The sequence below is a fragment of the Streptomyces sp. R41 genome (genome assembly GCF_041053055.1).
Classification (GTDB): Bacteria; Actinomycetota; Actinomycetes; order Streptomycetales; family Streptomycetaceae; genus Streptomyces.
In genome coordinates, this window is sequence record NZ_CP163443.1 from 2580583 (window position 1) to 2606475 (window position 25893).

Below are 25893 nucleotides of genomic sequence, written 5' to 3' on the forward strand. Positions count from 1 at the left end.
CTCCTCAGTCCAGAATGAAGTTCTCCAGGTACGACGGTTCGGAACGGTCGAGCATCGACTGCGACCGCGCCCGGATCTGCCGGTCGCTGTGCTCGCTCTCCGGCAGCAGCCAGAAGCGGTCCTGTCGGATCCCCTCGGCGACGAGGTCGGCGACCTCCTCGACGGGTGTGAACCGCACCTCGTGGCCCGCCTCCTTCATCGCGGCCTCCCACTGGTCGAGACTGCGGTACGGGGTCTTCCTGGGCCTCTGCTTCGCGTACCGCGACGGCCGGTTGCGGTGCGACTCCCACAGGCCCGTACGGAGCATGTGGGGCCCGGGGAAGAGCACGGACGCGCCCACGCGCGCGTGCTCCGCCTTCAGGTGGGCGTACAGCGACTCGGTCATCGTCACGACGGCCGCCTTGGTGACGGCGTACACGGAGGCGGTGGGCAGCGGGGCGATGCCGCCGTCCCCGGAGGAGGTGTTGACGACGTGGCCCGGCTCGCCCTGGGCGATCATCCGGGGGACGAACGCCTGGACGCCGTGGAAGACGCCCCAGACGTTGACGGCGAACGCCCACTTCCAGTCGTTCGGGTCGTGCTCCCACATGCGGCCCTCGGCACCGGATCCGACCCCGGCGTTGTTGCACAGCACGTGCACGGCGCCGTACTTCTCGTACGCGGCCTCGGCCAGCTCGACGACCTCCGAGCGCTCCCCGACGTCCACCACGCGCGCGTGCACGTCGGCGCCGTCCTCCCGCAGCTCGGCCGCGGCCTTCTCCAGGGCGCCCTCCTCGACGTCCGCGAGGACGACCTTCAGACCGTCCGCCGCGAACCGCCGTGCCATCGCGAGCCCGATCCCGCTCGCCGCGCCGGTGACGACGGCGACCTGACCTTCCCGGAGATCCATCAGGCACTCCCCTCCGGCGGCCCGTCGAGGATCTGCTGGGGATCGTCGTAGCGCTGGTGGATGTACGGCAACAGGGCCTGGGCGCTGACCCGTTCGACGACCTTGCCCTTCTGGTCGGTGGTCTTCTCGCCGATGGTGATCTCGACGAGTTCGCGTACGGGGAGATCGGCGACGGGGTCGTACATCGACTCGCGCAGGACGACGTCCCCGGTGACGCGCTCCAGCTTGCGCACCTTCTCGTTGCGCACGCAGTGCACGAGGACGGGGTCGGCGTCGAAGCCGGAACCGTCCACCGCGGGAAGGAACTTGAAGTAGAAGTCGGTCTTCTGTGCGGGCTCGGGCAACGGCAGGTCGCCGCTGACGGCGCCGCGCACCTCGACGAACGCGATGCCGTGCCGGGCGAGTGCGGCGCGGACGACGAGACCGTCGCGCTCGACCGTCACCTCGCCGAGCCTCTTGGGCTCCCCGAAGACCTCGCGACCGCCGATGAGAGCCCGCTCGTGGGTCATCGGCATGACGAGCGGGTACCAGCCCTCGACGCCGTCGTGCGCTGCGGCGACGGCGAACGAGCCCGCGCCCAGCGGGTATCCGGGCAGGTCGACCTTGCTGATGTTCACCCGCACCAGCGGCCGCCCGGTGGGTTTCAACGGGGGCGGCAGGACCGCCGCGACCGCGTCCGGATCGCTCTCCCAGACGGCCACCACGCCGGTGGACCAGATGTCGGGGAGTCTGGAGCTCGCGGCGCGCGCGGCGGCGATCTCCGCCTCGGTCCGTGCCCCGTACCTCACTCGTGCCATGTCGTACCGCCCTTCACCGAAGGCATCGAAAGTTCCTGATGGTCCGTCACTGGCGCCTGTAACACAGTTACAGCAGACTCCGCGAAGGGTAAATACTTGTGCGGACACGGACTTGGGAGCACCATGGGAAGACCGGCACTCACGCGCGACGAGGTCCTGGAGACCGCCGCCGGACTCGTGAAGCAGCACGGCCCGGACGCCCTGACGATGCGCAAGCTCGCCGCCGAGCTGGGCACCGCGGTGACCTCGATCTACTGGCACGTCGGCAATCGCGAGTCCCTGCTCGACGCACTCGTGGAGCGGACCGTCGCGGATCTCGGCGTGATCCGCCCCACCGGGCGCACGCCGGCGCAGCGCATCGTGTCGGTGGCCCGCGCCCTGCGCCGACAGCTGCGCGACCACCCGCACCTCGTCGCGATGGTGCACGAACGCGGCCTGACCGAGCGGATGTTCCTGCCCGCGCAGCGCGCCCTGGTGCACGAGGTGCACGCCACGGGGCTGCGGGGCGCCCGCGCGGCCGAGGTCGTACGGGCCGTGCAGTTCCTGGTCGTCGGCTTCGTCCTGGTCGAGCGCAATCGGGAGCGCGCGCCGGTGCAGCGGCCCGCCGAGGAGGAGTTGTGGGGCTCCGAGACCGCGGAGGACGATCCGGGCCTGGCCCGTGCGCTGGCCGGGCCGGTCGACCAGGAGCGGCTGTTCGTCACCTCCGTACGGGCGTTGGTGGAAGCGCTGCTCGCCCGCTGATCCGGACCTCGAAAATATTCGGTGGCAGTGCGGACCGCCGACTCCCTAGACTCCGTGATCGCGGGGGCGGCTCCGCAAGCGTGCTTCCTTCTCACTCTTTCTATGACACCCGTAGCGCGCTCACTCCCCGCCCCCGCCTCACACACACTTTCCGGGGGGAATCCGTTTGTCCGTGCTGTCGTCCGTGCTGCTCCGCCGCCTCCGTACCGTCTACGTCGACCAGGCCGGACCACGCCCGGGCGACCCGTCGACGACCGAGGGCCTGACCGCCCTGGAGGCCGAGCTGCTCGACCGGGGATTCGCCCCGACGGCACCGCTGCGCGCCGCGCTCGCCTGGCTCGGCCCCGCCGGACTCGCCGACGCCGGCGGCTCCCTGATCCGGCGGATCGACGCGGAGCTGGGCGCCGACCGCACACACATGCCGTTGTTCCGCAGCTTCCCGGCATCGGTGCCCGACGACACCTTCGAGCTCTACGTCGACCGCGTCTTCACGCTGCTGCTGCAGTGGCCGGCGCAGCCGTGCGTGCTGTGCGGCACCGTCGGCAGCGTGCACCCCGTGTCGCCGTGCGCCCACCTGGTGTGCCGCACGTGCTGGGACGGCGCCGACTATTCCGGCTGCCCGATCTGCCATCGCCGTATCGACGGCGGCGACCCGTTCCTGAAGCCGGCCGAGCCCCGCCGTCGGCTCGAAGTGCCCACCGGCCCACTGAAGTTGCTCGCCCTCGGCACCGACCGGAAGGCCGACGCCACGAAGGCGCTGCTCCGGCTGCTGGCCCGGCGTACGCCGCTGCCGCCGCAGGACCGCGCCGACGTGAAGCTGCTGCTTGCGCACGCCTCCGCCTCGCTGAGCTGGATGCCCGAGGACATCCCGGTCCGCGAGACGAAGGCGCTGGTCCTGGGCAGCCTCCTGCTGGACCGGCGTACGCGCGAGGCCGTGCGCCCGCTGCTCGCCGCACACCTGACCACCGCGACCGACGTCCTGCGTCTGCTGCAGGTCTGGTCGGGCGGCGAGGCCGATCTGATCGAACTGCGGCGCCTGCGCTCGCTTCCGCGCGCGCTGCGCCGCGAACTCCTCGCCGTGCTCGACGGGTTCGAGGCGTCGTCGCTGGTCGAGGACGTTCTGCGGCATCCGGTCGCCTGGAAGCGCGCCGCCGAGATCCTGCACCCGTACGAGCAGCACGCGCGCCGCCCGAAGGCCGCCCTCGCCTTCGCCGTACTGCGCGCCACGGACACCTCCGCCACACCGCTGGGCGAGGCCCTGCTGCGTACGGCGGCCGCGCACCCTGACGCGGTACGCGTCGACGGCACGCGCCTCAAGGCCGACACCTGGGGAGCGCGCACCGAACAGGCCCTGCGGGAAGGCGATTTCACCGCAGCGCTCGCCCTGCTGGCCCAGCGCCCGGGCGAGCTGCTGCGCAGGATGGACCACTTGCTGCGACTGCACGACCTGACGGGGCTGCCGGACGGGTTCGCCGACACCCTGCGGCGGGTCCTGCCCAAGGCCGGTCCCGGCCCGCTGCTCGCGGCGCTCGGCCGGCTGCGTGTCCGGCATCTCCCGGGCGAACGGCGGGTGTTCTTCCCGCGCGGCCAGGTGACGCACTCCTTCACCCTCGACGACACCCGGGCCCCACTGGCCGAGGCGGTCGCCGAGGGCGTGTGCGCGCTCCTGGAGGAGGAGGCCCTGCGCCGTCTGGCCGACGCCTCGCGCTTCGACCTCGCGGTCCTCGACTCGGGTCTCGCGGGCCTGGCCGTCCCCTCCGCCGAACGCGCGTCCGCGAAGGCGCTCGTCTCCGTGCCGCGCGGCAGCAGCCAGCCGCTGCCCCAGGGCGAGGTCCTTCGGCTCTTCCTGCACTGGACGCAGCCCGACAAGACGCGCGTGGACCTCGATCTGTCCGTCGCGCTGTACGACGAGGACTGGACGTTCGTGGGCGTGTGCGACTACACGAACCTCGTGTACGGGGACCGGGCCGCGGTGCACTCCGGGGACCTCACCTCGGCTCCGGCACCCGACGGCGCGACCGAGTACGCGGACCTGGACCTCGCGGCGCTCGCCGACGGCCGGGTGCGGTTCGCCGTGCCCATCGTCTTCAGCTACAACAACGTCCCCTTCGAGCGGCTCCTCGACGCCTTCGCCGGGTTCATGGCGCTGCCCTCGAAGGACAGCCGCGATGCCTCGTACGATCCTCGGACGGTGCGCCAGCGCTACGACCTGGAGGGCGAGTCGCGCATCCACGTCCCGATGCTGGTCGATCTGGAGCGCCGCACGTTCCTGTGGACGGACCTGCATCTGCCGCCGTCCGAGGGCTTCCACAGCGTGCACCGGCACAGCGCCGACCTCGGCCGTGTCGGCAAGGACCTCTTCCAGTACTTCACCTCGGGCCGTACGACGCTGTGGGACCTCGCGGTCTGGCACGCCGCGGCCCGTACGGATGAGGTCGCGGTGGTCCGCCGCGCGCCCTCGACCGATGAGCTGTGGCACTACCACCGCCGGGAGGGTGAGACCGACTTGGCCTTCGCGGCACGCGTGCGTGCCCTGGAGCCGCCGGAGTGGCGGCGCCCCTCGGAGGACGCGAAAGCGCTCGCCGCCGAGACGGCCGCCAAGAAGCACGCGCTGCTCGCCCTCGTGCACGGCGGTGTCGCCCCGGAGGGCGCGACCGGGTCCGTGTACCGGCTGCTGCCCGGCCCGGTCGACGGCTGCGGTCTGGAGCCGCTGACGGCGGGGGACCTCGTGGCGGCACTGGGCTGAGAGCCCGCGGCGACGCCGGGCCGGCAGGCGGGCGCGGCGTCAACTCGGGGCCGGCGCGGCGCCCTTGCGGGGTCCACGCGCGGGTGGCCATGTCCGGGGCCCTGGGAGCCCCGCGTTCCGGGAAGGCGACGGCCTGACTGTCAGTCGCGGCCCGTATCCTCAATGACCATGCTCGAAGACCTCACGACCGCAGCGTCCCCAGCCTCCTGGCCGGCCGCGTATCCGCAGGGGTACGCGGTCGTTGACGTGGAGACCACAGGCCTGGCCCGCGACGACCGGATAATCTCGGCCGCCGTCTACCGGCTGGACGCGCGCGGTGAGGTCCAGGACCACTGGTACACGATGGTCAACCCGGAGCGGGACCCGGGCCCGGTGTGGATCCACGGCTTGACGAGCGAGATGCTCGAAGGGGCGCCGCTCTTCCAGGAGATCGCCGAGGAGTTCGCCGACCGGCTCGCCGACCGCGTGCTGGTCGCGCACAACGCGGTCTTCGACTGGTCGATGATCGCGCGCGAGTACGCGCGCGCGGAGCGCGAGGCGCCGGTGCGCCAGCGGCTGTGCACCATCGCCCTCTCCAAGGAGCTGGGGCTGCCGCTGCCCAACCACAAGCTGGAGTCGCTGGCCGCGCACTTCGGGGTCGTGCAGCAGCGGGCGCACCACGCGCTGGACGACGCGCGCGTGCTGGCCGAGGCATTCCGGCCGAGCCTTCGCGCGGCCGCGCGCGACGGGGTGCGGCTGCCGCTGCTGGAGTGCCGGCCGCTCAAGGAGTGGTCCGACAGCCCCGCGACGCCGCGGATCGGGCGCCAGTCGGGCGGTTACCCGTCCGGGAGCGGCTACCCGTCCGGTAGTTGGCGCCCTTCCCGTAAGCGTCCCGCATGCCCCTATCCCAACCCAGGCCGTTATGAAGAGGGCAAACCGCTCAAGCAGGGCATGCGGGTCGCCTTCTCCGGGGACACCTCCGTCGACCGCGAACTGCTGGAGGACCGCGCCGTCGAGGCCGGGCTGCATGTCGCGACGAGCCTGTCCCGGCTCACCAGCCTGCTCGTCACCAACGACCCGGACTCCAGTACGTCGAAAGTGGTCAAGGCCAAGCAGTTCGGGACACCGGTGATCGACGAGGCGGCGTTCGGCCAGCTGCTGGGGGACGTGGAGCCGGCGACGGAGAGGTGACCGACGACCGCCGACGTCCACCGAGGGCCACTGACGAACGCCCGGCGGGCACCGCCTGACGGCCGAGGGCCACTCACGAACGGGCGGCGGCCACCGACGGAGGACCGAGGGCCACCGACGGAAGACCGCCGCTGAGGGACCCCCGGGGCCCCTGACGGACGTACGAGGGCTGACGGACGTACGGGTGATTGGCGGGCGACTCGCCCGGCGCCCGCTCGCCCGCACCGCGTCGGCCCCTCACCCTGTGGCGCATGGCGAGATGTGAAGTATGTGGCAATGACTACGGCATGACGTTCGAGGTGCACGCGCAGGGCGCGGTGCACGTCTTCGACTGCTTCTCCTGCGCGATCCACCGGATGGCCCCCATCTGCGAGCACTGTCGCGTCCAGATCATCGGCCAAGGAGTCGAGGTCGAGGGCCACTGGTTCTGCGGCGCGCACTGCGCCCGCGCGGAGGGGAAGGTGGGGATCATCGACAAGGTCTGAGCCTCGCTCCCCGGCCCGGCACGGGGCAGCGTCCCGAGCCCGTCACAGGGCCGCGTCCCGAGCCCGGCACGCGGCATCCGCACGGCCCTCGGCGGGACCCTCCCGTCGGGGGCCGAATCGTGCCGAGTAACGTCAATGGGGTGTACCGCTTCCTGTTGACCCGGCAGTGGGTGATTCTCACCCTCGTGACCCTCGCGCTCATCCCGACGATGATCCGACTGGGCTACTGGCAGCTGCACCGCCATGAACACAAGGTCGCGCTGAACACGGTGATCTCCGACTCACTGGCCGCCGAGCCGGTGCCCGCCGAGTCGCTCACCGCGCCGGGGCAGCACATCAAGCACGACGACCTGTACCGCCGGGTGACGGCGAAGGGGCACTTCGACACCGCGCACGAAGAGGTCGTACGCCGCCGCACCAACTCCGACGGCGAGGTCGGCTACCACGTCCTGACCCCGTTCGTCCTGGACGACGGCCGGGTCCTCGTCGTCAACCGGGGCTGGATCCCGGCGAACGGCGCGCAGACCGCGTTCCCGAAGATCCCGGCGCCCGCGCAGGGCGAGATCACCGTCACCGGCCGGCTCATGGCCGACGAGACGACCGCCGACAGCGGCATCAAGAACGTCGAGGGCCTGCCCGACCGCCAGGTCATGCTGATCAGCAGCGAGCAGCAGGCGCAGCGGCTCGGCAAGCAGGTCCTCGGCGGCTACATCGAGCAGACCGCGCCGGAGCCCAAGGGCGACTCCCCCGAGCTGATCCCCGACCCCGAGCACAGCGACATCGGTCCGCACATGGCGTACGCGATCCAGTGGTGGCTGTTCTCGGCGGGCGTTCCCGTGGGCTGGGTGATCCTGGTCCGCCGCGAACGCCGTGACCGGGCGGAGGCCGCGACGGCGCAGGCCACGCCGGAAACGGCAGCGGCGGCCGTCTAGCGCCAGGGCCGCCACCCCGGCGCGGACGGTTCGCGCCACTCTGGCGGCCCGATTGGCCACCGCTCCCCTCGGGAACCCGTCCACCGTGCACCAACGCATCGAGGACTACGCGCTCATCGGGGACGAGCAGACCGCCGCTCTGGTGGGCCGCGACGGCTCCGTCGACTGGCTGTGTCTGCCCCGCTTCGATTCCGCGGCTTGTTTCGCCGCGCTTCTTGGCGACGAGAACAACGGGCACTGGCGCATCGCACCCAAGGGCGCCGGCCCCTGCACCCGGCGCGCGTACCGTCCGGACACACTCGTGCTCGACACCGAGTGGGACACGGACGAGGGCTCGGTCCGGGTGACGGACCTGATGCCGCAGCGCGAGCACGCCCCCGATCTCGTACGCGTCATCGAAGGGCTGAGCGGCCGGGTCACCATGCGCAGCCTGCTCCGGCTGCGCTTCGACTACGGCTCGATCGTGCCGTGGATGCGCCGGGCGGACGGCCACCGTGTGGCGGTCGCGGGCCCGGACTCGGTCTGGCTGCGCAGTGAGCCGCCCGTGCGCACCTGGGGCAAGGACTTCTGCACGTACTCGGAGTTCACGGTCGAAAAGGGGGAGAAAGTCGCCTTCGTTCTGACCTGGCACCCCTCGCACCAGCCGCGTCCACCCCTCTGCGACCCCTTCGAGGCGCTGCGCACCAGCGTCGAGGACTGGCAGGCGTGGGCGGCGCGCTGCCGTTATGACGGCCCGCACCGGGACATCGTCGTGCGCTCCCTGATCACTCTCAAGGCACTCACCTACGCGCCGACCGGCGGCATCGTGGCCGCCCCCACCACCTCGCTGCCCGAAGAGCTGGGCGGCGTCCGCAACTGGGACTACCGCTACTGCTGGCTGCGCGACTCCACGCTCACCCTCGGCGCGCTCCTGGAGGCCGGCTACCTCGAGGAGGCCGAGGCCTGGCGCGACTGGCTGCTGCGCGCGGTCGCGGGCGACCCGGCGGACCTGCAGATCATGTACGGCCTCGCGGGCGAACGCCGCCTGTCCGAGTACGAACTGCCGTGGCTGAACGGCCACGCGGGCTCGTACCCGGTGCGGGTCGGCAACGACGCCGTGCAGCAGTTGCAGCTCGACGTGTACGGCGAGGTGATCGACTCACTGTCGCTGGCCCGGCGTTCGGGCCTGCCGTCCAAGCCGCACATGTGGCGGGTGCAGGTCGCCCTGATGGAGTTCCTGCGGACGGCGTGGCGACAGCCGGACGAGGGGATCTGGGAGGTGCGCGGCCCGCGTCGGCACTTCGTGTACTCGAAGGTCATGGCCTGGGTGGCCGCAGACCGCGCCGTACGCACCCTGGAGGGCGACCCGGACCTCGAAGGCGACCTGGAGGGCTGGCGCGCGATGCGCGACGAGGTGCACCGGGAGGTGTGCGAACGCGGCTACGACCCCGAGCGGAACACCTTCACGCAGTCCTACGGCTCGCGCGAGCTGGACGCCTCGCTGCTGCTCATCCCCCACGTCGGCTTCCTGCCGCACGACGATCCGCGGGTTCTCGGCACGATCGCCGCGGTCCGCGAGGAGCTCGACCACAACGGCTTCCTGCGCAGATACAGCATCGAGGAGACCCGGATCAGCTTCGAGCAGACCCGGGTCAGCATCGAACAGACCGGCACCGAGTCGACCGCCATCAGCACCGAGCAGATGGGCGTCGGCACCGAGCAGTCCGCCCTCGACGGGCTGCCGGGCGGTGAGGGCACCTTCCTCGTCTGCTCGTTCTGGCTCGCGGAGGCACTGCATCTGACGGGTCGTACGGAGGAGGCCCGTGAACTGTTCGAACGGCTGGTGGGACTCGCCAACGATGTGGGCCTGCTCTCCGAGGAGTACGACCCCGTCTCCGGCCGCCAGCTCGGCAACTTCCCTCAGGCGTTCAGCCATATCGGCCTGGTGGGTACCGCCCTCGCCCTGTTCGGGGGCGAGCAGGCAGGATAGGGGCCATGGATCTTGGACTGAAGGACCGTGTGTACGTCGTCACGGGAGCCACCCGTGGCCTGGGCAACGCCGCCGCGCGTGAACTCGTCGCCGACGGTGCGAAGGTGATCGTGACGGGGCGCGACGAGAAGCGCGTCGCCGACGCCGCCTCCGCGCTCGGCCCGAACGCGGTCGGGGGCGCCGCCGACAACGCCGACCCGGGGACCGCGGCCCGGCTGATCGCCGCCGCCCGTGACCACTTCGGCGGCTTCGACGGCATCCTGATCAGCGTCGGCGGCCCGCCGCCCGGGTTCGTCGCCGACAACACGGACGAGCAGTGGACGGCCGCGTTCGAGTCGGTCTTCCTGGGCGCGGTGCGGCTGGCCCGCGCGGCCGCCGCGGAGCTCGGCGAAGGCGGTGTCATCGGTTTCGTGCTGTCCGCCTCGGTGCACGAGCCGATCCCCGGGCTGACCATCTCCAACGGTCTGCGCCCCGGTCTGGCGGGCTTCGCCAAGTCCCTCGCGGACGAGCTGGGCCCGCGCGGCATCCGCGTCGTCGGCCTGCTCCCGTCCCGCATCGACACCGACCGCGTCCGCGAACTCGACGGCTACTCCGCCGATCCGGAGGCCACCCGCGCGGCCAACGAGGCCCGCATTCCGCTGCGCCGCTACGGCACCCCGGAGGAGTTCGGCCGCACCGCCGCGTTCCTGCTCTCACCGGCGGCGTCGTACCTCACGGGCATCATGCTGCCGGTGGACGGCGGAATGCGGCACGGCTTCTAGGTTCCTCGCCGACAGATTCCTGGCCGACAGGTTCTGGCCGACAGATTCCTGGCCGACAGATTCTGGCCGACAGGTTCCCGGCAAGGATCAACTGACCCGCTGGGCACGGTGCTTGACCCCGCGGAGGCGTACCTCCGCGGGGAGCGCGGCGAGGCCCGCCGAGTCCCGCGCGTGCGCCAGCGCCTCCGCCGTCAGCAGGTGCAGGGCCTGCCCGGGGTCCACATGCGGTTCCAGCAGAAGCTGCACCCGCGCCTCGGGTGCGCTGCGCCGCCCGGTCAGCAGGATCTGTGCCTGCTCGACGCCGTCCAACTGCGTCGCCTCGGTGGCCAGTACGCCTTCCAGGGCCCGCCCGCGCAGCAGCGCGCCCTCGCCGTCGCCGGTGTCGACGAGCACCTCGGCGAGCCGGCGCCGCCGCAGCACGGCCGCCAGCCACCACAGGGACAGCAGCACCAGAATCGCGAGGACGGCGATGACGGTGGGCCACCACCAGCCGTTGTCCCGCCACCGGGTCCGCTCGGCCTGGCTGAGCAGCACGTCGTGCTGCCCGTCGTGGATCCACCACGAGGGCGGCTTCGCGCCGAGCCCGACGGCGAGCACGGAGCCGCCGATGACGACCAGCGCGAGGCCGACGATCCCGAGCAGTACGCGGTTGACCATCCGGAGCATGGGCCTCACCCCTTCCGTCCGGGGCGCCGGACGTGCACCGACAGCGCGGGCGGCCGGGCGAGTCCGAGCCCCCTGATGCCGTCGGCGAGCGTGGCGTCCAAGTCGGCACGTACGTCGTCGAGTTCACGGAAGTGCGAGACCGCACGGACGTCGGCCTTCGTACGGCCCATGCGCACCCGGACCGACTGCACCCCGGCGACCTCCATGGCCCGGTCGCGCAGCGCCATCGCGGCGGCGCCCCGGTGCAGCCCGGCCCGGACGTCGGCATGGGTGCGCCGCATCGGCAGCACGTCGCGCAGTCCGGGCGTGACGGCGAGGACGATCAGCCAGATCCCGAGGGCGGCCGCGACTCCCGCGCCGACGAGCACCCAGGTGTCGTCGAGGGACCGTTCGGCGAGCTGCCGGGCCAGCGACTTGCGCCAGTGCATGGCGGACCGGTGGGCTCGTACGGCTGCGATGTCGTAGAGGAAGACGGCAGCCACGACGAGGATCACCACCGCGAGGATGCCCGCGGGGACGCGGCGCGCGGACCAGAAACGGCCCTGACCGCCGTCCTCGTCGTCCACGGTGTGCAGCGGTTCGTACGCCGCCGCGGAGGCGGACTGACCGAGTGCGCTCTCACCCGCTTTCTCCAGTACAGGCATGCGCTGGGTGCTGTCGGAGCCCTGGGACTCGCTCATCGCGTCCTCCCCTGTGCCACGCCGGGCGCCTGCGCCAGGTGCAGCCGCTCCACCTGGACGGCCACCTCCGGCACTTCCATCCCCGCCAACGCCCTTACCCGCTCAGCGACATGGCGACGCACCGCGTTGCACCGGCCGCCGATGTCGGAGGGGTAGTCGAGTTCGAGGCTGACACGCAAGCGGGCGCTCTCGTGGTGCACGACGACGCTCGCGTGCGGGGGCACGGCGTCCGGGGGCAGCGCGGGCAGCACCTCGCGCGCCGCCTGGGCGGCGATCTTCGCGACGACCCGGTCGGCGATCCGGGTCGCGCCCCGGTCGGCCGCCGCGACGACCGTCGCGGGCCGCCGCGTCTCACCGAGCCGGTCGACATGACCTGGCACGCGTCACCGCCGTCGGTTGTCGCGGGTGCGGAAGAAGTCGCCGACGTCCAGGTCCCCCTCCAGGAACCGCCCGACGACGAACCCGATGGCCCCCAGGGCGGCCACCAGCAAGAAGGCCCCGAATCCGCCGAAGTACCCGGCGAAGCCCAGCGCCATTCCGGCGATCATGCCGATCACGGCCAAGCTCATGGTGTGCTCCTCAGCAGTTCGGTGGCCGAGTGATCACTAGCGGTACGGTGACCGGGCGGTCACTGGAGCCGTGTCTCCGGCTCCTCCTCTTCTTCCTCGGGAAGCTTCACATCACTCACCGCGATGTTGACCTCGACGACCTCAAGGCCCGTCATGCGCTCGACGGCCGCGATGACGTTCTCGCGCACGGCACGGGCCACGTCGCCGATCGACACGCCGTAGTCGACGACGATCTCCAGGTCGAGCGCGGTCTGCAGCTCGCCGACCTCGGCCTTCACACCTCGCGAGACGGACTTCGTACCGCCGGGCACACGATCGCGCACCGCCCCGAAAGTCCGGCTCAGTCCGCTGCCCATCGCATGCACACCGAGCACGTCGCGGGCCGCGAGCCCGGCGATCTTCTCCACGACGCCGTCGGCGATCGTGGTCCGTCCCCGGGTGGCGGGGTCACCGCCGCCTCGCTTGGTGACTCCGGGCTTACGGGTCTGGGGCGACCCCTTCTCGCCGGCGGGGGTCTCCGTCCGGTCCGGCTCTGTCATGTCAGTCATCGCCGTACGTCCCTTTCGGTCGTCCTCCTGCACCCACAGTAAGTGGGGTTGCGCGGTCGCGCGCCGGGGATGCGGCAGGCTGGAGCAATGACGGCGGACCGGTGGGCGCAGGTAGTACGACACCAGCTCGGGCTCGGCAGACTGCCGGCCCTCGGCCTCCCGCGCGACGGCGCGTGGATCACGGAGGAGGCGGCCGACTCGGTACTGCGGCGTGCGGCCGATCCCGTGCGCGGTGTGCGCCTGGGCACGCTCCGGATCTCACTCGCCGACCCGGAGGAGACGTACGACCCCGCCGTACCGCCCCCGCCCGGCGCGCTGCCGCCCGGTCCGCTCCGCATCACCGCGGAGTTCGCGGCGAGGACGGACCCCACCGCCCCGGGCGTCGAGCCGCTCCAGACGACAGCGGCCCGCCTGCGCCTGGCCCTGGCCACGGCGGCGACGGAACGCCTCGGTCTGACGGTCAGGGAAGTGGATCTACGGGTGACGGGACTGCTCGACGAGGACGAGCCCCCCGCCGCCGTACGCCCTGACGAGGTCCGAGAGGCCGCCGAACCGACGGACCCCGAGGAGGCCCGGGTAGCGGCAGCCGCCCTGTCGGTGCTGGGTGTGACCCACCTGACGGACCTCCTGGGCCGCCCGGTGCACATCGAGGACGTGCGCGGCGACGACTCAGCCCTGCCGCGCCGCCACGTCCGCGTCGAGCTGGCGGTCGCGGCGGACGAACGGACCGTGGAGGTGGCAAGGGCCGTCAGGACGGCGGTCACGCAGACCCTGACGGACACGCCATCAGTGGCCGTACTGGTAACCGCCGTGCGCTGATTCAGGGGCGCGGGGAACTGCGCGACCCACCCCCGGCGGCCCGCAGCCCCAAGCCGGTCTCAGTCACCCACCCCGGCGAGGTCCCGAAGCCGCCGGGCCTGAGCCGCACGCTCGGCAAGCCGCTGCTCCTCGTACGACCGCTCCTGCGCCCCGCGCAGGAGCGCCTTGGTCTCGATGACGGCATCCCGCGGCGCGGCGAGCACCGCGGCGGCAAGGTCACGCACCGCGTCGTCGAGCTGCCCGCCGGGCACCGCGAGGTTGGCGAGCCCCGTGCGCTCGGCCTCCTCGGCCAGCACAAAACGCCCCGTCGCGCAGATTTCGAGCGCGCGGGCGTACCCCACCAGGCTCACCAGCGGATGCGTCCCCGTGAGGTCGGGCACGAGCCCCAGGCTGGTCTCGCGCATGGCGAATTGCACGTCGTCCGCGACGACGCGCAGATCACAGGCGAGCGCGAGCTGGAACCCCGCGCCGATGGCATGCCCCTGCACAGCGGCGATGGACACGATGTCGCTGCGCCGCCACCAGGTGAAAGCCTCCTGGTACTCCGCGATGGTCGCGTCGAGCTCGGCATCGGAACCACGCGCGAGGTCGATGAACGACGGTTCCCCGTCGAAGCCCTCGGGCGTGAACGCCTGCCGGTCGAGCCCGGCGGAGAAGGACTTGCCCTCGGCGCGCAGGACGACCACGCGCACAGAGCCCGGCAGTGACCGGCCGGCCTGCGTCAACGCCCGCCACAGAGCAGGACTTTGGGCGTTGCGCTTGGTCGGGTTGGTCAGCGTCACCGTGGCGATCGCGTCGTCGACGGTGAGCCGTACGCCGTCCTTGTCGAGTACCGGGTCGAGCGAAGCCATGGGGCGCCTCCGATGGGTGCGGTCGGATCAGGTGCGTACCCCACGAGGGACACACCTAAGTGACTGCACAGTAACCACCCGGTCGATCACCCGACCGACCGGGTGGCCACCACCGAAGCCGATGGGGACGCCCGGCCTCAGGCCGAGGCGGCCTTCTTGCCCCGCGTCGCTCCGCCACGCCCTCGGAGCGTGACGCCCGACTCGCTGAGCATCCGGTGCACGAAGCCATACGAGCGGCCGGTCTCTTCGGCCAGCGCCCGGATGCTCGCACCGGAGTCGTACTTCTTCTTCAGGTCTGCCGCGAGCTTGTCGCGCGCGGCGCCGGTCACCCGGCTGCCCTTCTTCAGAGTCTCGGCCACCCGTGCCTCCTCATGGGAAGTGCGCTCTGGACTCTCATGATCACCCCTCACGGGCCTCATGGCCACCCATTCGGCAAGGTCCGTAAGACAAGGTTTTGACGACAGGAGCCCGTCCCCACGAGTGGAATTCCAGGTTCCGGCCGCCGTCGTCCGTACGGCCGAACGGGTTCTTCCGCGAAGTACCTGGTCAGCGACGCGAGACGGCCGAGCCCTTGGGAACAAAGGGCTCGGCCGCGAAATCGATGTACGACACACCTCGGTACGAGGAGATCTCACACAGATGATGGATCACGGATCGGCCGAATGATCCATACGCAGTGGATCAGTCATTCGATCACGCGGGGCTGACCCCCGCCCGAGGGGTGCGCAAGGGCTAGGCGAGAGCCACCAGGTCCGCGTAGTCGGCGCCCCACAGGTCCTCGACACCGTCCGGCAGCAGGATGATCCGCTCCGGCTGGAGCGCCTCGACGGCGCCCTCGTCGTGGGTGACGAGGACGACGGCGCCCTTGTACGTGCGCAGCGCGCCGAGGATCTCCTCGCGGCTGGCCGGGTCGAGGTTGTTCGTCGGCTCGTCGAGCAGGAGGACGTTCGCGGAGGAGACCACGAGGGTCGCGAGCGCGAGGCGGGTCTTCTCGCCGCCGGAGAGGACGCCGGCGGGCTTGTCGACGTCGTCGCCGGAGAACAGGAACGAGCCGAGCGTCTTGCGGACCTCGACCAGGTCGAGGTCGGGGGCGGCGGAGCGCATGTTCTCCAGCACCGTGCGCTCGGGGTCGAGGGTCTCGTGCTCCTGCGCGTAGTAGCCGAGCTTGAGGCCGTGGCCCTGCACGACCTCGCCGGTGTCGGGCGTCTCGACGCCGCCGAGGAGCCTGAGGAGGGTCGTCTTTCCGGCACCGTTCAGACCGAGGATGACGACGCGGGAGCCCTTGTCGATGGCCAGATCGACGTCGGTGAAGATCTCCAGGGAGCCGTACGACTTCGACAGGCCCTCGGCGGTGAGCGGCGTCTTGCCGCAGGGCGCGGGCTCCGGGAAGCGCAGCTTGGCGACCTTGTCGGAGGCCCGGACCGCTTCGAGTCCGGCGAGCAGCCGGTCGGCGCGCTTGGCCATGTTCTGCGCGGCGACCGTCTTGGTGGCCTTGGCGCGCATCTTGTCGGCCTGCGAGTGGAGCGCGGAGGCCTTCTTCTCGGCGTTCTGACGCTCGCGCTTGCGGCGCTTCTCGTCGGCCTCGCGCTGCTGCTGGTAGAGCTTCCAGCCCATGTTGTAGACATCGATCTGGGCGCGGTTGGCGTCCAGATAGAAGACCTTGTTGACGACCGTCTCGACGAGGTCGACGTCGTGGGAGATCACGATGAAGCCGCCGCGATAAGTCTTCAGGTAGTCGCGCAGCCAGACGATCGAGTCGGCGTCGAGGTGGTTGGTCGGCTCGTCGAGCAGAAGCGTGTCGGCGTCCGAGAAGAGGATGCGGGCCAGCTCGATACGGCGGCGCTGACCGCCGGAGAGCGTGTGCAGGGGCTGGCCGAGCACACGGTCGGGCAGGTTGAGCGCGGCGGCGATGGTGGCGGCCTCTGCCTCTGCGGAGTACCCGCCCTTGGTGAGGAACTCCGTCTCCTGGCGCTCGTACTGCCGCATCGCCTTCTCGCGGGTGGCACCCGATCCGTTGGCGATGCGCTGCTCGTTCTCCCGCATCTTGCGGATCAGGGTGTCCAGGCCGCGTGCGGAGAGGATGCGGTCACCGGCGAGTATGTCGAGGTCGCCGGTGCGGGGGTCCTGCGGCAGATAGCCGACCTCGCCGGAGCAGGTGACGGTGCCCGCGGCGGGAATGCCCTGGCCTGCGAGGACCTTGGTGAGGGTCGTCTTGCCCGCGCCATTGCGGCCGACCAGACCGATGCGGTCGCCCTTGGCGATACGGAAGGTGGCGGACTCGATGAGAATGCGGGCGCCGGCGCGCAGCTCGATACCGGAGGCGGAGATCACGGACAGACTCCAGGGCGGGGTTGTTGGCGGGGTGGACGGCTGAGGGCGTTCCCGCCGTCTAATGCGCGAGGAGAATGGCCATGGGCCAAGTCTAACGGGGCCGTGCAACCACTTTTTCTGTGTGCGGGTGTTCGACGCTGTGACGCTCGCCCCTCCGCTCGTTGCCCAGCGGCGTCCGGTCCGGGGTGATCCTGCCCAGGTCGTCCACCGCGACGATCTCGTCGGTCCAGATGTCGGTGGCCGCGCAGGGCTGGGCGATCAGCAGCGCCGTACGGTCACGCACCGCGCGCGCGGGCGCGAAGGCGCAGCCCGGGCGGGCGGGCAGCACCCAGCGCAGGTCGCCGTCGGCGATGCGGTACGCGGCGATGCGCTGCGGGGTGACGACGGCGAGCATGCGGGCGCCGAGGGTACGCAGCACGCCGTTGCCCCGGTGGGCCGCCAGCCAGGGCGCGGCCCCGGGAAGGGCCCGGTGCCAGCGGACCGCGCTGCCGTCGCCCCGCACGGTGGCGGTGACCAGCCCGTCGTCCCAGAGTGCGATCGCGTCCCCGCGCGCGGGGACGACGGCGAGCGGACGGCGGTCCTCCCGCGTGTACGTCCACCGAGGGCGCCCGGTTCCTTCGTCGTACGCCTCGACGGTGGTCCCTGTCGTCCGCAGCGACGGCCGGCTCCCGTGCTCCACGCGCGCGTGGACGGTGACGTGGTCTCCGTAGGGGGCGGTGCGGGCCTGGTGGGCCGCCGCGAGGAGGGGGGCTGCCAGGAGCAGGGCGAGGGTGGTGGGGAGGACGCGACGAAGGGCGCGGCCCGCGGGAGCGGGGGGAAGGGGTGGCTCGGCCTTCGCGGGGCGCGGAGCGGTGGGGCCGGTCCGCGGGACGGGTTCTGTGACAGTCGGTCGCGGCGACGAGGCGGACTCCGCGTGAACCAGTCGCGGCGACGAGGACTCCGCACACGCCGGTCGCGGCGACGAGGAGTCCGCATACGCCGGTCGCGGCGACGAGGTCTCCGCACGCGCCGGTCGCGGCAGCGGTACGGGTACCGCCTGGGCCGGTAGCGGCGGCAGTGCGGGCTCCACTCGGGTCGCTCGCGGCGGTGGGACGGTGCTGGGGGTGGGCTCGGTCGGGGTGTCCTGTGGATGCCGGGCGGGTGAGTCCGGATCCGTCACCTCGATCGGCAGAACGACCACCTTGCCCCCTCGCCACCACAACCCACGGATCCGGCGCAGAGCGTAGACGCGGGTGGCTCGGAGAGCCGCCGGGACACGGCGGACCGGCGAGAGCGCGTCCCCCGTTCGGACCTCCGCCCGGGGCCGGGGACCTGGGGGCGTACGAGGATGGCGCCACAGAGCGACGTACGGCGGAGGGTGGTGCGCCCATGCAGTTCGACGACGACGCCGACCTGGACACCTCCGAGGTCCAGGATGTGCGCGGCAGTCGAATCCCCGGCGGCAGAGCGACCATCGGGGGTGGCATCGCCGGCCTGCTCGCCCTGCTCGTCGGACTGTTCTTCGGAATCGGTCCCGACGAGCTAGGGCTCTCCTCCGGGAACGACCAGCCCGCGTCGACCTCCTCCTCCCTCGCGCAGGTCCAGCAGACCTGCAAGAAGGGAAGCGACGCGAACGCCAAGGAGGACTGCCGGATGGTGGCGGTGGTCAACAGCGTGCAGGACTACTGGGCGCAGGAGTTCGCGCGCCGCAGGGGCACGTACACACGCTCCCCGACGGTCTTCTTCAGCAACCGGATCGGTACGGCCTGCGGCACCGCCACGTCCGCCGTCGGGCCCTTCTACTGTCCCGGCGACCGCAAGGTCTATCTGGACCTGGGCTTCTTCGACGAGCTGCGCACCAAGTTCGGCTCCAGCGGCGGGCCGTTCGCGCAGGCGTACGTGGTGGCGCACGAGTACGGGCACCACGTGCAGGACCTGATGGGGACGCTGGGCAAGTCGCAGAACGGACTGACCGGCGCGAACAGCAACTCGGTGAAGGTGGAGCTGCAGGCCGACTGCTACGCCGGGGTGTGGGCGCACCACGCGACGACGACGAAGGACCCGTCGACGGGCCGGCCGCTGATCACCAGCCTCACGGACGCCGACATCCGCGACGGCCTGGACGCGGCGGCGGCCGTCGGCGACGACCGGATCCAGGAGAGGTTCCAGGGCCGGGTGACCCCGGAGACCTGGACGCACGGCTCGTCCAAGCAGCGGCAGCAGTGGTTCTACGAGGGCTACAGCACAGGCGACATGGCGCGGTGCAACACCTTCCGCTGAGGCCGGACGGCAGCGGCTTCCGCTCGGCGGGGCGTTGTCAGTGCCCGGTGCGAGACTGGGCAACAGGTCGGATTCCGGCGGCGGTTCCGGCGGCGCGACGAGAGGGAGTGATCGGCATGGCAGGCATGGACGGCGGGCGCCCGAGCATCTACCCGACACTGCTGTACGCGGACGCGAAGGCGGCGATCAGGCAGCTCACGGAAGCCTTCGGCTTCAGCGAGGCATCGGTGTACGAGAGCGACGAGGGCGGGGTCACCACGGTGATGCACGCCGAACTGGTGCAGGGCAATGGCGTGGTGATGCTCGGCTCCAAGGGCCGCGGCGGCATCTTCGACACCGCGATGAAGGACGCGGGCCCGACCGCGGTGTACGTGGTCGTGGACGACGTCGACTCGCACCACCAGCGGGCCGTGGACCACGGCGCGGAGATCCTGATGCCCCCGACGGACCAGGACTACGGCTCGCGGGACTACATGGCCCGGGACCTCGAGGGCAATATCTGGAGCTTCGGCACGTACGCCCCTGAGATAGGGGCGTAGGACTCCGCCGGCTCCCTCGCCGGCTCCTTTCCTCGGCTCCCCCGTCAGCTTCCTCCGGTGTGCACCTGGAAGGCGGCCCGGCGTACGGCCTTGGCGAGCGCCGGGTCCGGGTGCGCGGCGGCGAGCGCGACCAGGACCTGCACGGTGCGGGGGTGCCCGACCGCGCGTACCTCGTCGAGGAGTGCGGGCACGGTGGGCTGCACCGCGGACTCCAAGTGCCGTACGAGGAGCGGGGCTTCACCGTGGTCGGCGACAGCGGCCGCGGTGTCGACCCACAGCCAGGTGGCCTCCTCGCGGGTGAGCACCTCGTGGGCGTCCTCGGGGTCGTGACCGTCGTGCTCGGCGAGCCACAGCAGGGCGTAGGGACGCAGCGAGGTCTCCTCGGCCACGGTGCGCACGTCGGGCTCGGCGGGGGCGCCGACCACGCGCAGCGCCTCGAAGGCGAGACCGCGGGTGAGGGCGTCCTCGCCGCGGGCGGCGTCGAGGAGTTCGGTGACGGCGCTGCCGACGGGGCGGGCGGCCAGCCAGGCGCGGTATTCGGCGCGGGCCGCGTTGGGGCGCAGCTGAGCGCAGCCGCGGAGCATGTCCTCGGCGGACTGCTCGATGTTCCCGGCCGGGCTCTGCGCGGCGACGCAGATCTGCTCCAGCTTGACCCAGACCGCCCAGCTGCCGAGCGGGGTGAGGGTGGCCTGGCCGTCGGCGCAGGTGAGCGCGCCCACGGAGGCGAGGGCGTGCAGGGCCCAGTCGAGGAGGGGGGCGAGCGGGGTGTCCGCGACCTCGGCGTTGGCCTCCGGCTGGGGGCCGTAGGGGATTTCGCAGCGCTCGGTGCGCAGTTCCGTGACCCGCTGCTCGAGGAGGTCGAGGAGTTGTTCCACGGGGACGGGCCCCGCGGAGAGCTGGAGGAAGGAGAGCACCTGAGGCATCGCGGAGACGACCTCGGCGACGGCGGCGGGTTCGCGGTCCGCGGGCTCCGCATACGCGAGCGACCAGGCGTCGAAGAGGGCGACCCAGCCGCGCAGTACGGCGCTGTCGTCGCGGTTCCAGGCGCGCAGCCGCCAGCCCGGGCGGGCGCTGCCGCCGTGCACCTCGACAAGGCCCGCCAGGCGTGCGGTGTCCCAGTCCGCGCGGACCTGAGCCGGGCTCAGCCCCAGTTCGGCGGCGGCCCGTTCGGCGGTGGCGTCGGAGAGGGTGCCCTTGCTGTCGGGGGTCGCACCGTCGCGCCCCGGGCGCAGGGCGGCATCGGCCCAGCGGGCGACACGGGCCGCGCCGGCCAGGCCGGTGCGCGCCATACGGGCCAGTTCCGCGGGCGGCGGTGTGCCCTCGGGCGGCCGCGGTGCGGGGCGGCGCGTGCGGCGCTGGGTCACCGCTCGGGGGGCGGCGGCCAGGGGCCGCGGGCTGACGAGTCGGAGCCTGGAGTCGCGCGGATTACGGGACGTCACGGGTGCAGTCTTCCGGTTGACGGTCCGAAAACCCAAACGGAATGTCACGGCAGGCGACGGGGGTGGTGAGCGCGGGGGTTTCTGGGGGCGCTCGACACGCGGGAACGAGCCCTCACGAGAGTTGTCCAGGACCGAAGCGGAAGGGCGCCGTCGGGTTCGCCGGGGTGCTTCGTGGAGGCCCGCGATCCGGCTCGGTCGCGGGCGTGCCGAGGCTTACATCAGGGGGGTGAGGAAGCGGCGCAGGGCCTCTTCGTAGCCTTCCGGGTCGGCGTTCCACATGGCGCCGTGCGGGGCCTGCGGGACCGTGTGCAGGGTGACCAGGTCCGGGCGGCGCTCGGCGAGGCGGCGTGAGGTGCCCCAAGGGGCGATGGTGTCGTCCGGGCCGTGCACCACCAGGGTCGGCACTTTGAGGTGGTCGGGGTGCGCGGCGTTCTCGATGCGGTCGCCGTGCAGGCCCGTGCGGCCCTGGGCGGCGCGCACCGCGAGGGGCAGCAGGGCGCTGGGGGTGCGGCGGGCCGTGGCGAGGGCGCGCAGCGTGGTCTCCCAGCTGAGGACGGGCGAGTCGAGGACCAGGCCGGAGATCCGCTCGCGCAGGGCGGAGTGCGCGGCGGCGCGCAGAGCCATGGTGGCACCGATGGACCAGCCGTACAGGACGACCTGCTCGGCGCCGTACCGCACGGCGTACCGGATGGCCGCGTCGAGGTCGCGCCACTCGGTCTCGCCGAGGTGGTTCAGGCCGTCCTGGGAGCGGGGTGCGCCGAGGTCGCCGCGGTAGGCGAGGTCGAGTACCGGGAAGTGGTGGCGGTTCAGGAACTCCATCACGTTCATCGGATGTTCGCGGGTGGCGCCCAGGCCGTGCACGGTGATCACCCAGGTGTCGCGGACGGCGGGCACGAACCAGGCGGGCAGGGCGCCGAGTTCGCCGGGTATGTCGACGTCGGCGTGGGCGAGGCCGAGGGCGGCGCTCGGGTCGCCGATGTGCAGGTTCGGGGTGAGCCAGACCTTGTCGCCGGGTTCCAGGGAGCCGTGGGTGACGCGTTCCAGGCGGCGTACGACCGTGTCGACGGGGTGGGGAGTGGCCTTCATGACCGGGCCGACGACCGCGTGGGAGCCGTCCCCGGCGAGGCCGTAGGTGCCCGGGCGCTGGGAGGCCAGGTCCCGGGTGAGCGTGATGCCGCCCGCCGTCGTGCCGTGCACGGTGAGCCGGGGCTCGGTGGGCAGGGGTCTGCCGGGCGACGTCTTCAGCGCGGCGTCACTCGCGAACCGGCCCGCCGCCACGGAGGCCGCGCACGCGGCTATGGCTGCGGTGACGGCTGCGGCCGCGGCTCTGATGGTGCGCACGCGTCCAGTCTCCCGGGGGACCCAGCTCTCGGCCAGCGGGAGCGGGGCTCGGATGACGTCTTTCGCCCCGGGTCGGGGCCTGTGCGCTCTCGTGGTGCGGGTGGTGCGGCACGGCCGGATCCGTACGTCTCGTCCGAGCGCCGTCGCGGCGGGGAGGAGGCCCCGCCCCCGGTGCGGCGGGGCTGCTTGTCCGCCGCGCTTCAGTGCGGCGGACAAAGACAACCCGGCGGACAAGGCAAGCCGGCGGGCGGAGCACACGGGCTAGTCCCGCTGTCCGTACCCCCGTAGCCGCTCCCCCGCCTCCTGGGTCTGCTGGGGTGACAGCAGCGTGGGGGTCAGGCCCGGGACGGAGGAGGCCAGGAGCCAGACGCGGGACATCCACTCCAGCTGGGCTGTGCGGTCGTACGCCTGGTTCAAGGAGTCTCCGTAGGCGATGGTGCCGTGGTTCTGGAGGAGGCAGGCGGTGCGGTGGTCGAGGGCCTGGAGCATGTTCTCGGCCAACTCCGGAGTGCCGTATGTCGCATAGGGGGCAACACGGACCGGCCCGCCGAGGGCGCCCGCCATGTAGTGGATCAGCGGGAGCTCGGGGACGAGCGTGGAAACCGCCGTCGCGTGCGCGGCATGGGTGTGGACGACGGCGCGCGCGTCGGTCGCACGGTAGATCGCGAGATGCATCGGCAGTTCGCTCGTCGGAAGAAGCGAACCGAGCACCTGCCGGCCGTCGAGATCGACGCCGACGAGGTCGTCGGGCGTCAGCCGGTCGTACGGCACTCCCGTGGGCGTGACCAGGACGGTGCCGCCGACCCGTACCGACACATTGCCCGACGTACCGACGACCAGTCCGTCGGCCACCGTCCGGCGGGCTGTCAGGACGAGCTCGTCCCACGCCCGTTCCATCGCGTCCCGGGCGCCACTCGCGCCCAACTCGCCCCGCCCAGGCGCATCCTGTGCGTCCTCCCGCACGTCCCGTGCGTCCCGCCGCTGCTCAGCCATGCCGCGATCCTGCCAGGCACGGACGTCAACACGCCGCAGGCGAGGGCACTTTAGGGCGGAATCCGTGCGTCCGTAAGGGCGCATATGGGCATACATCACCCTCTGTTGGCGATTGGCTGGCGATCGACGGGCATTCACCGATCTTCAAGTAATCTCTGGGGGATTTGTCGTGCACGTCGCCATTCCGGGGGGAAATATGGCCCGTGATCACAAACCATTCCGTCGCCGTGCCCGCGTCGTCGCGGCAACGGCCATCGTGGGGGCACTCACCGCCGGTGGGACCGCCCTCGTCGCGGTTCCGGCCTCCGCGGCGAGCAGGCCCAAAGGGCACGACGTCTCCTCGCACCAGAAGAACGTCGACTGGCAGAGCGCGAAAGCAAAGGGCGCCCGGTTCGTCTACGTCAAGGCGACTGAGTCCCACACCTACCGCAATCCGTACTTCAGCCGGCAGTACAACGGCGCACGCAACGCGGGCATCCTTCACGGCGCCTATCACTTCGCGGTGCCGAACAAGTCGTCCGGCACCGCCCAGGCCACATACTTCGTGCGCAACGGCGGCGCCTGGCGCTCGGACGGCTGGACGCTGCCGCCCGCGCTGGACATCGAGTACAACCCGTACAGCAGCCACAAGTGCTACGGCCTGAGCAAGGCCAAGATGGTGAGCTGGATCAAGGCGTTCAGCGACGAGGTCAAGCGGGAGACCGGCCGTCGTCCGGTGATCTACACGACCACGCACTGGTGGAACACCTGCACCGGCGGCAGTCGCGCCTTCGCCGCGAACCACGCCCTGTGGCTCGCCCGCTACGACTCGGCGGACGCGGGTGCGCTGCCGGCCGGCTGGTCGTACTGGACGTTCTGGCAGTACGACAACAGCGGCAGCCTGCCGGGTGACCAGAATCTCTTCAACGGATCCATGACCGCGCTCAAGAGGCTCGCGCGAGGCTAGAGACCGGTACCGGAGCCCGATATTCCGCCTCTGTTCGAGATGCCGGGCCGCTCCTTCGTCGTAAACGGAGGGGCGGTCCGTCGATTGAGACACCCCACCGCCTGCCCTAGTTCATCTTCCGTTCACTCAGGTTGCCTACGGTCCACCTGCCACTGACGTCAAACAGAAGCCTGGGTAAATGGAACACATCACGCTCCTCCTCGGAATCGTGATCGTTACCGCTCTCGTGTTCGATTTCACGAACGGTTTCCACGACACTGCCAACGCGATGGCGACGACCATCTCGACCGGCGCTCTGAAGCCCAAGACGGCGGTGGCCATGTCCGCCGTGCTCAACCTCGTCGGTGCGTTCCTCTCCGTGGAGGTCGCCAAGACGATCTCCGGCGGGATCATCAACGAAGAGGGCATCCGCACCGAAGTGATCTTCGCGGCGCTCGTCGGCGCCATCCTCTGGAATCTGCTGACCTGGCTCCTGGGTCTGCCCTCCAGCTCCTCCCACGCACTCTTCGGCGGCCTGATCGGCGCCGCGGTCATGTCGGCCGGCTGGTCGTCGGTGAACGGCTCGACCGTCGTCACCAAGGTGCTGATCCCCGCGGTCGCCGCGCCCGTCGTGGCCGGACTCGCCGCGATGCTGGCCACCCGGCTGACGTACAGGATCGGCAACCGCGCCGAGGAGAAGGCGACCGCCAAGGGCTACCGCGCGGGCCAGATAGCCTCCGCCGGCCTGGTCTCACTGGCCCACGGCACGAACGACGCCCAGAAGACGATGGGCATCATCACCCTGGCCCTGGTCACCGGCGGCGTCCTCGCCCCGGGCTCGAACCCTCCCACCTGGGTCATCGTCTCGGCTGGTACGGCCATCGCGCTCGGCACCTACCTGGGCGGCTGGCGCATCATCCGCACCATGGGCAAGGGCCTGACGGACCTCGCGCCGCAGCAGGGCTTCGCCGCCCAGACCAGCGCCGCGACCGCCATCCTGGCCTCCTCGCACATCGGCTTCTCCCTCTCCACCACCCAGGTCTGCTCCGGCGCCGTGATGGGCTCCGGCCTCGGCCGCAAGGGCGGTGTCGTCCGCTGGTCGACCGCGACCCGGATGTTCATCGCGTGGGGCCTGACGCTTCCGGCCGCCGGTCTGGCCGGTGCCTCCGCCGAGTTCCTCACCAAGCAGGGCACGTGGGGCATCGTCGCCACGGGCGTGCTGCTCGTCGCGGGCGCCGGCGCCATCTGGAACCTCTCCCGTCGCCAGCCGGTCACCGTCGACAACGTGAACGATGTCGCCGCCGAGCCCGCGGGCGTCGTCACCACGGCGATCGCCGCGGTCACCCCGCCGCCGGCCGGCTCGATCGCCACGGCCGACACCGATCTGAAGACCACCATCCCGGCCCCGGACGCGGAGCCCACCCGCCCGGCCACGGTGTAAGG

The 25893-nt window shown here is 71.6% G+C and carries 26 protein-coding genes; 12 read left to right on the forward strand and 14 right to left on the reverse strand.

The window, feature by feature from the left end; all coding sequences use genetic code 11:
- Positions 1-4: 4 nt before the first annotated feature.
- Positions 5-889: an SDR family NAD(P)-dependent oxidoreductase gene (locus tag AB5J53_RS12155; RefSeq protein ID WP_369245638.1), complete on the reverse strand. Its 885-nt coding sequence runs from the start codon at positions 887-889 to the stop codon at positions 5-7.
- Positions 889-1686: an acetoacetate decarboxylase family protein gene (locus AB5J53_RS12160; protein WP_369245639.1), complete on the reverse strand. Its 798-nt coding sequence runs from the start codon at positions 1684-1686 to the stop codon at positions 889-891. The genes AB5J53_RS12155 and AB5J53_RS12160 overlap by 1 nt, the downstream gene beginning before the upstream one ends.
- Positions 1687-1809: 123 nt before the next feature.
- On the opposite strand from AB5J53_RS12160, the gene AB5J53_RS12165 reads away from it, so the two are divergent.
- From AB5J53_RS12165 to AB5J53_RS12195, 7 genes are all read left to right on the forward strand, one after another.
- Positions 1810-2427: a TetR/AcrR family transcriptional regulator gene (locus AB5J53_RS12165; RefSeq protein ID WP_369245640.1), complete on the forward strand. Its 618-nt coding sequence runs from the start codon at positions 1810-1812 to the stop codon at positions 2425-2427.
- A gap of 166 nt (positions 2428-2593) precedes the next feature.
- A complete protein-coding gene (locus AB5J53_RS12170; RefSeq protein ID WP_369245641.1) occupies positions 2594-5173 on the forward strand; it encodes an MXAN_6230/SCO0854 family RING domain-containing protein in 2580 nt (859 codons plus the stop codon).
- 168 nt (positions 5174-5341) lie between these two features.
- Positions 5342-6343, forward strand: coding sequence for a DEDDh family exonuclease (locus AB5J53_RS12175; protein ID WP_369245642.1), 1002 nt, complete (start codon positions 5342-5344; stop codon positions 6341-6343).
- A gap of 251 nt (positions 6344-6594) precedes the next feature.
- Entirely contained in the window at positions 6595-6828 is a 234-nt protein-coding gene (locus AB5J53_RS12180) for a hypothetical protein (RefSeq protein ID WP_054232337.1), read from the forward strand.
- 140 nt (positions 6829-6968) lie between these two features.
- Positions 6969-7760: an SURF1 family protein gene (locus AB5J53_RS12185; RefSeq protein WP_369245643.1), complete on the forward strand. Its 792-nt coding sequence runs from the start codon at positions 6969-6971 to the stop codon at positions 7758-7760.
- Between the two features lie 85 nt (positions 7761-7845).
- Complete coding sequence (locus AB5J53_RS12190; protein WP_369245644.1) at positions 7846-9729, forward strand: glycoside hydrolase family 15 protein; 1884 nt, start codon at positions 7846-7848, stop codon at positions 9727-9729.
- A 5-nt stretch (positions 9730-9734) separates the two neighbouring features.
- The gene (locus AB5J53_RS12195) at positions 9735-10490 is read left to right on the forward strand and encodes an SDR family oxidoreductase (protein WP_369245645.1); all 756 of its coding nucleotides are present in this window, start codon (positions 9735-9737) and stop codon (positions 10488-10490) included.
- Positions 10491-10577: 87 nt separating this feature from the next.
- On the opposite strand, the gene amaP is transcribed toward AB5J53_RS12195, so the two are convergent.
- The 5 genes from amaP to AB5J53_RS12220 are packed head-to-tail and all read right to left on the reverse strand — an operon-like array spanning position 10578 to position 12953.
- A complete protein-coding gene (amaP, locus tag AB5J53_RS12200) occupies positions 10578-11156 on the reverse strand; it encodes an alkaline shock response membrane anchor protein AmaP (RefSeq protein WP_369245646.1) in 579 nt (192 codons plus the stop codon).
- A gap of 5 nt (positions 11157-11161) precedes the next feature.
- On the reverse strand, positions 11162-11836 hold the full coding sequence (locus AB5J53_RS12205) for a DUF6286 domain-containing protein (protein WP_369245647.1): 675 nt from the start codon (positions 11834-11836) through the stop codon (positions 11162-11164).
- Positions 11833-12216 carry a hypothetical protein gene (locus AB5J53_RS12210; protein ID WP_369245648.1) on the reverse strand — a complete coding sequence of 128 codons (384 nt, stop codon included), beginning with the start codon at positions 12214-12216 and terminating at the stop codon, positions 11833-11835. Before AB5J53_RS12210 ends, AB5J53_RS12205 begins: the two co-directional genes overlap by 4 nt.
- 3 nt (positions 12217-12219) lie before the next feature.
- Positions 12220-12405: a hypothetical protein gene (locus AB5J53_RS12215; RefSeq protein ID WP_369245649.1), complete on the reverse strand. Its 186-nt coding sequence runs from the start codon at positions 12403-12405 to the stop codon at positions 12220-12222.
- Between the two features lie 59 nt (positions 12406-12464).
- Entirely contained in the window at positions 12465-12953 is a 489-nt protein-coding gene (locus tag AB5J53_RS12220) for an Asp23/Gls24 family envelope stress response protein (protein WP_369245650.1), read from the reverse strand.
- An 87-nt stretch (positions 12954-13040) separates the two neighbouring features.
- Between AB5J53_RS12220 and AB5J53_RS12225 the strand changes: the two genes are divergently transcribed.
- Positions 13041-13772, forward strand: coding sequence for a nucleopolyhedrovirus P10 family protein (locus AB5J53_RS12225; RefSeq protein ID WP_369245651.1), 732 nt, complete (start codon positions 13041-13043; stop codon positions 13770-13772).
- Between the two features lie 59 nt (positions 13773-13831).
- On the opposite strand, the gene AB5J53_RS12230 is transcribed toward AB5J53_RS12225, so the two are convergent.
- The 4 genes from AB5J53_RS12230 to AB5J53_RS12245 form a co-directional block, all read right to left on the reverse strand.
- On the reverse strand, positions 13832-14623 hold the full coding sequence (locus tag AB5J53_RS12230) for an enoyl-CoA hydratase/isomerase family protein (protein WP_369245652.1): 792 nt from the start codon (positions 14621-14623) through the stop codon (positions 13832-13834).
- Positions 14624-14760: 137 nt separating this feature from the next.
- Positions 14761-14982 (reverse strand): helix-turn-helix domain-containing protein, encoded by a 222-nt coding sequence (locus AB5J53_RS12235; protein WP_006123601.1) that lies wholly within the window; start codon positions 14980-14982, stop codon positions 14761-14763.
- A 373-nt stretch (positions 14983-15355) separates the two neighbouring features.
- A complete protein-coding gene (locus AB5J53_RS12240; protein WP_369245653.1) occupies positions 15356-16954 on the reverse strand; it encodes an ABC-F family ATP-binding cassette domain-containing protein in 1599 nt (532 codons plus the stop codon).
- Between the two features lie 91 nt (positions 16955-17045).
- Entirely contained in the window at positions 17046-17633 is a 588-nt protein-coding gene (locus AB5J53_RS12245) for a hypothetical protein (protein ID WP_369245654.1), read from the reverse strand.
- A 689-nt stretch (positions 17634-18322) separates the two neighbouring features.
- On the opposite strand from AB5J53_RS12245, the gene AB5J53_RS12250 reads away from it, so the two are divergent.
- Both AB5J53_RS12250 and AB5J53_RS12255 read left to right on the forward strand, forming a co-directional pair.
- Positions 18323-19213: a neutral zinc metallopeptidase gene (locus tag AB5J53_RS12250; RefSeq protein ID WP_369245655.1), complete on the forward strand. Its 891-nt coding sequence runs from the start codon at positions 18323-18325 to the stop codon at positions 19211-19213.
- A 116-nt stretch (positions 19214-19329) separates the two neighbouring features.
- A complete protein-coding gene (locus tag AB5J53_RS12255) occupies positions 19330-19752 on the forward strand; it encodes a VOC family protein (RefSeq protein WP_369245656.1) in 423 nt (140 codons plus the stop codon).
- Between the two features lie 44 nt (positions 19753-19796).
- Here AB5J53_RS12255 and AB5J53_RS12260 read toward each other — a convergent pair whose 3' ends face one another.
- From AB5J53_RS12260 to AB5J53_RS12270, 3 genes are all read right to left on the reverse strand, one after another.
- Positions 19797-21191, reverse strand: a complete 1395-nt coding sequence (locus AB5J53_RS12260; RefSeq protein ID WP_369245657.1) for a hypothetical protein — start codon at positions 21189-21191, stop codon at positions 19797-19799.
- A 213-nt stretch (positions 21192-21404) separates the two neighbouring features.
- Positions 21405-22532 carry an alpha/beta hydrolase gene (locus AB5J53_RS12265; protein ID WP_369245658.1) on the reverse strand — a complete coding sequence of 376 codons (1128 nt, stop codon included), beginning with the start codon at positions 22530-22532 and terminating at the stop codon, positions 21405-21407.
- 261 nt (positions 22533-22793) lie between these two features.
- Positions 22794-23525: a class II aldolase/adducin family protein gene (locus AB5J53_RS12270; protein ID WP_369245659.1), complete on the reverse strand. Its 732-nt coding sequence runs from the start codon at positions 23523-23525 to the stop codon at positions 22794-22796.
- A gap of 196 nt (positions 23526-23721) precedes the next feature.
- Here AB5J53_RS12270 and AB5J53_RS12275 point away from each other — a divergent pair, with 196 nt between their 5' ends.
- Both AB5J53_RS12275 and AB5J53_RS12280 read left to right on the forward strand, forming a co-directional pair.
- A complete protein-coding gene (locus AB5J53_RS12275) occupies positions 23722-24471 on the forward strand; it encodes a lysozyme (RefSeq protein ID WP_369245660.1) in 750 nt (249 codons plus the stop codon).
- A 178-nt stretch (positions 24472-24649) separates the two neighbouring features.
- Positions 24650-25891: an anion permease gene (locus AB5J53_RS12280; RefSeq protein ID WP_369245661.1), complete on the forward strand. Its 1242-nt coding sequence runs from the start codon at positions 24650-24652 to the stop codon at positions 25889-25891.
- Positions 25892-25893: the final 2 nt, after the last annotated feature.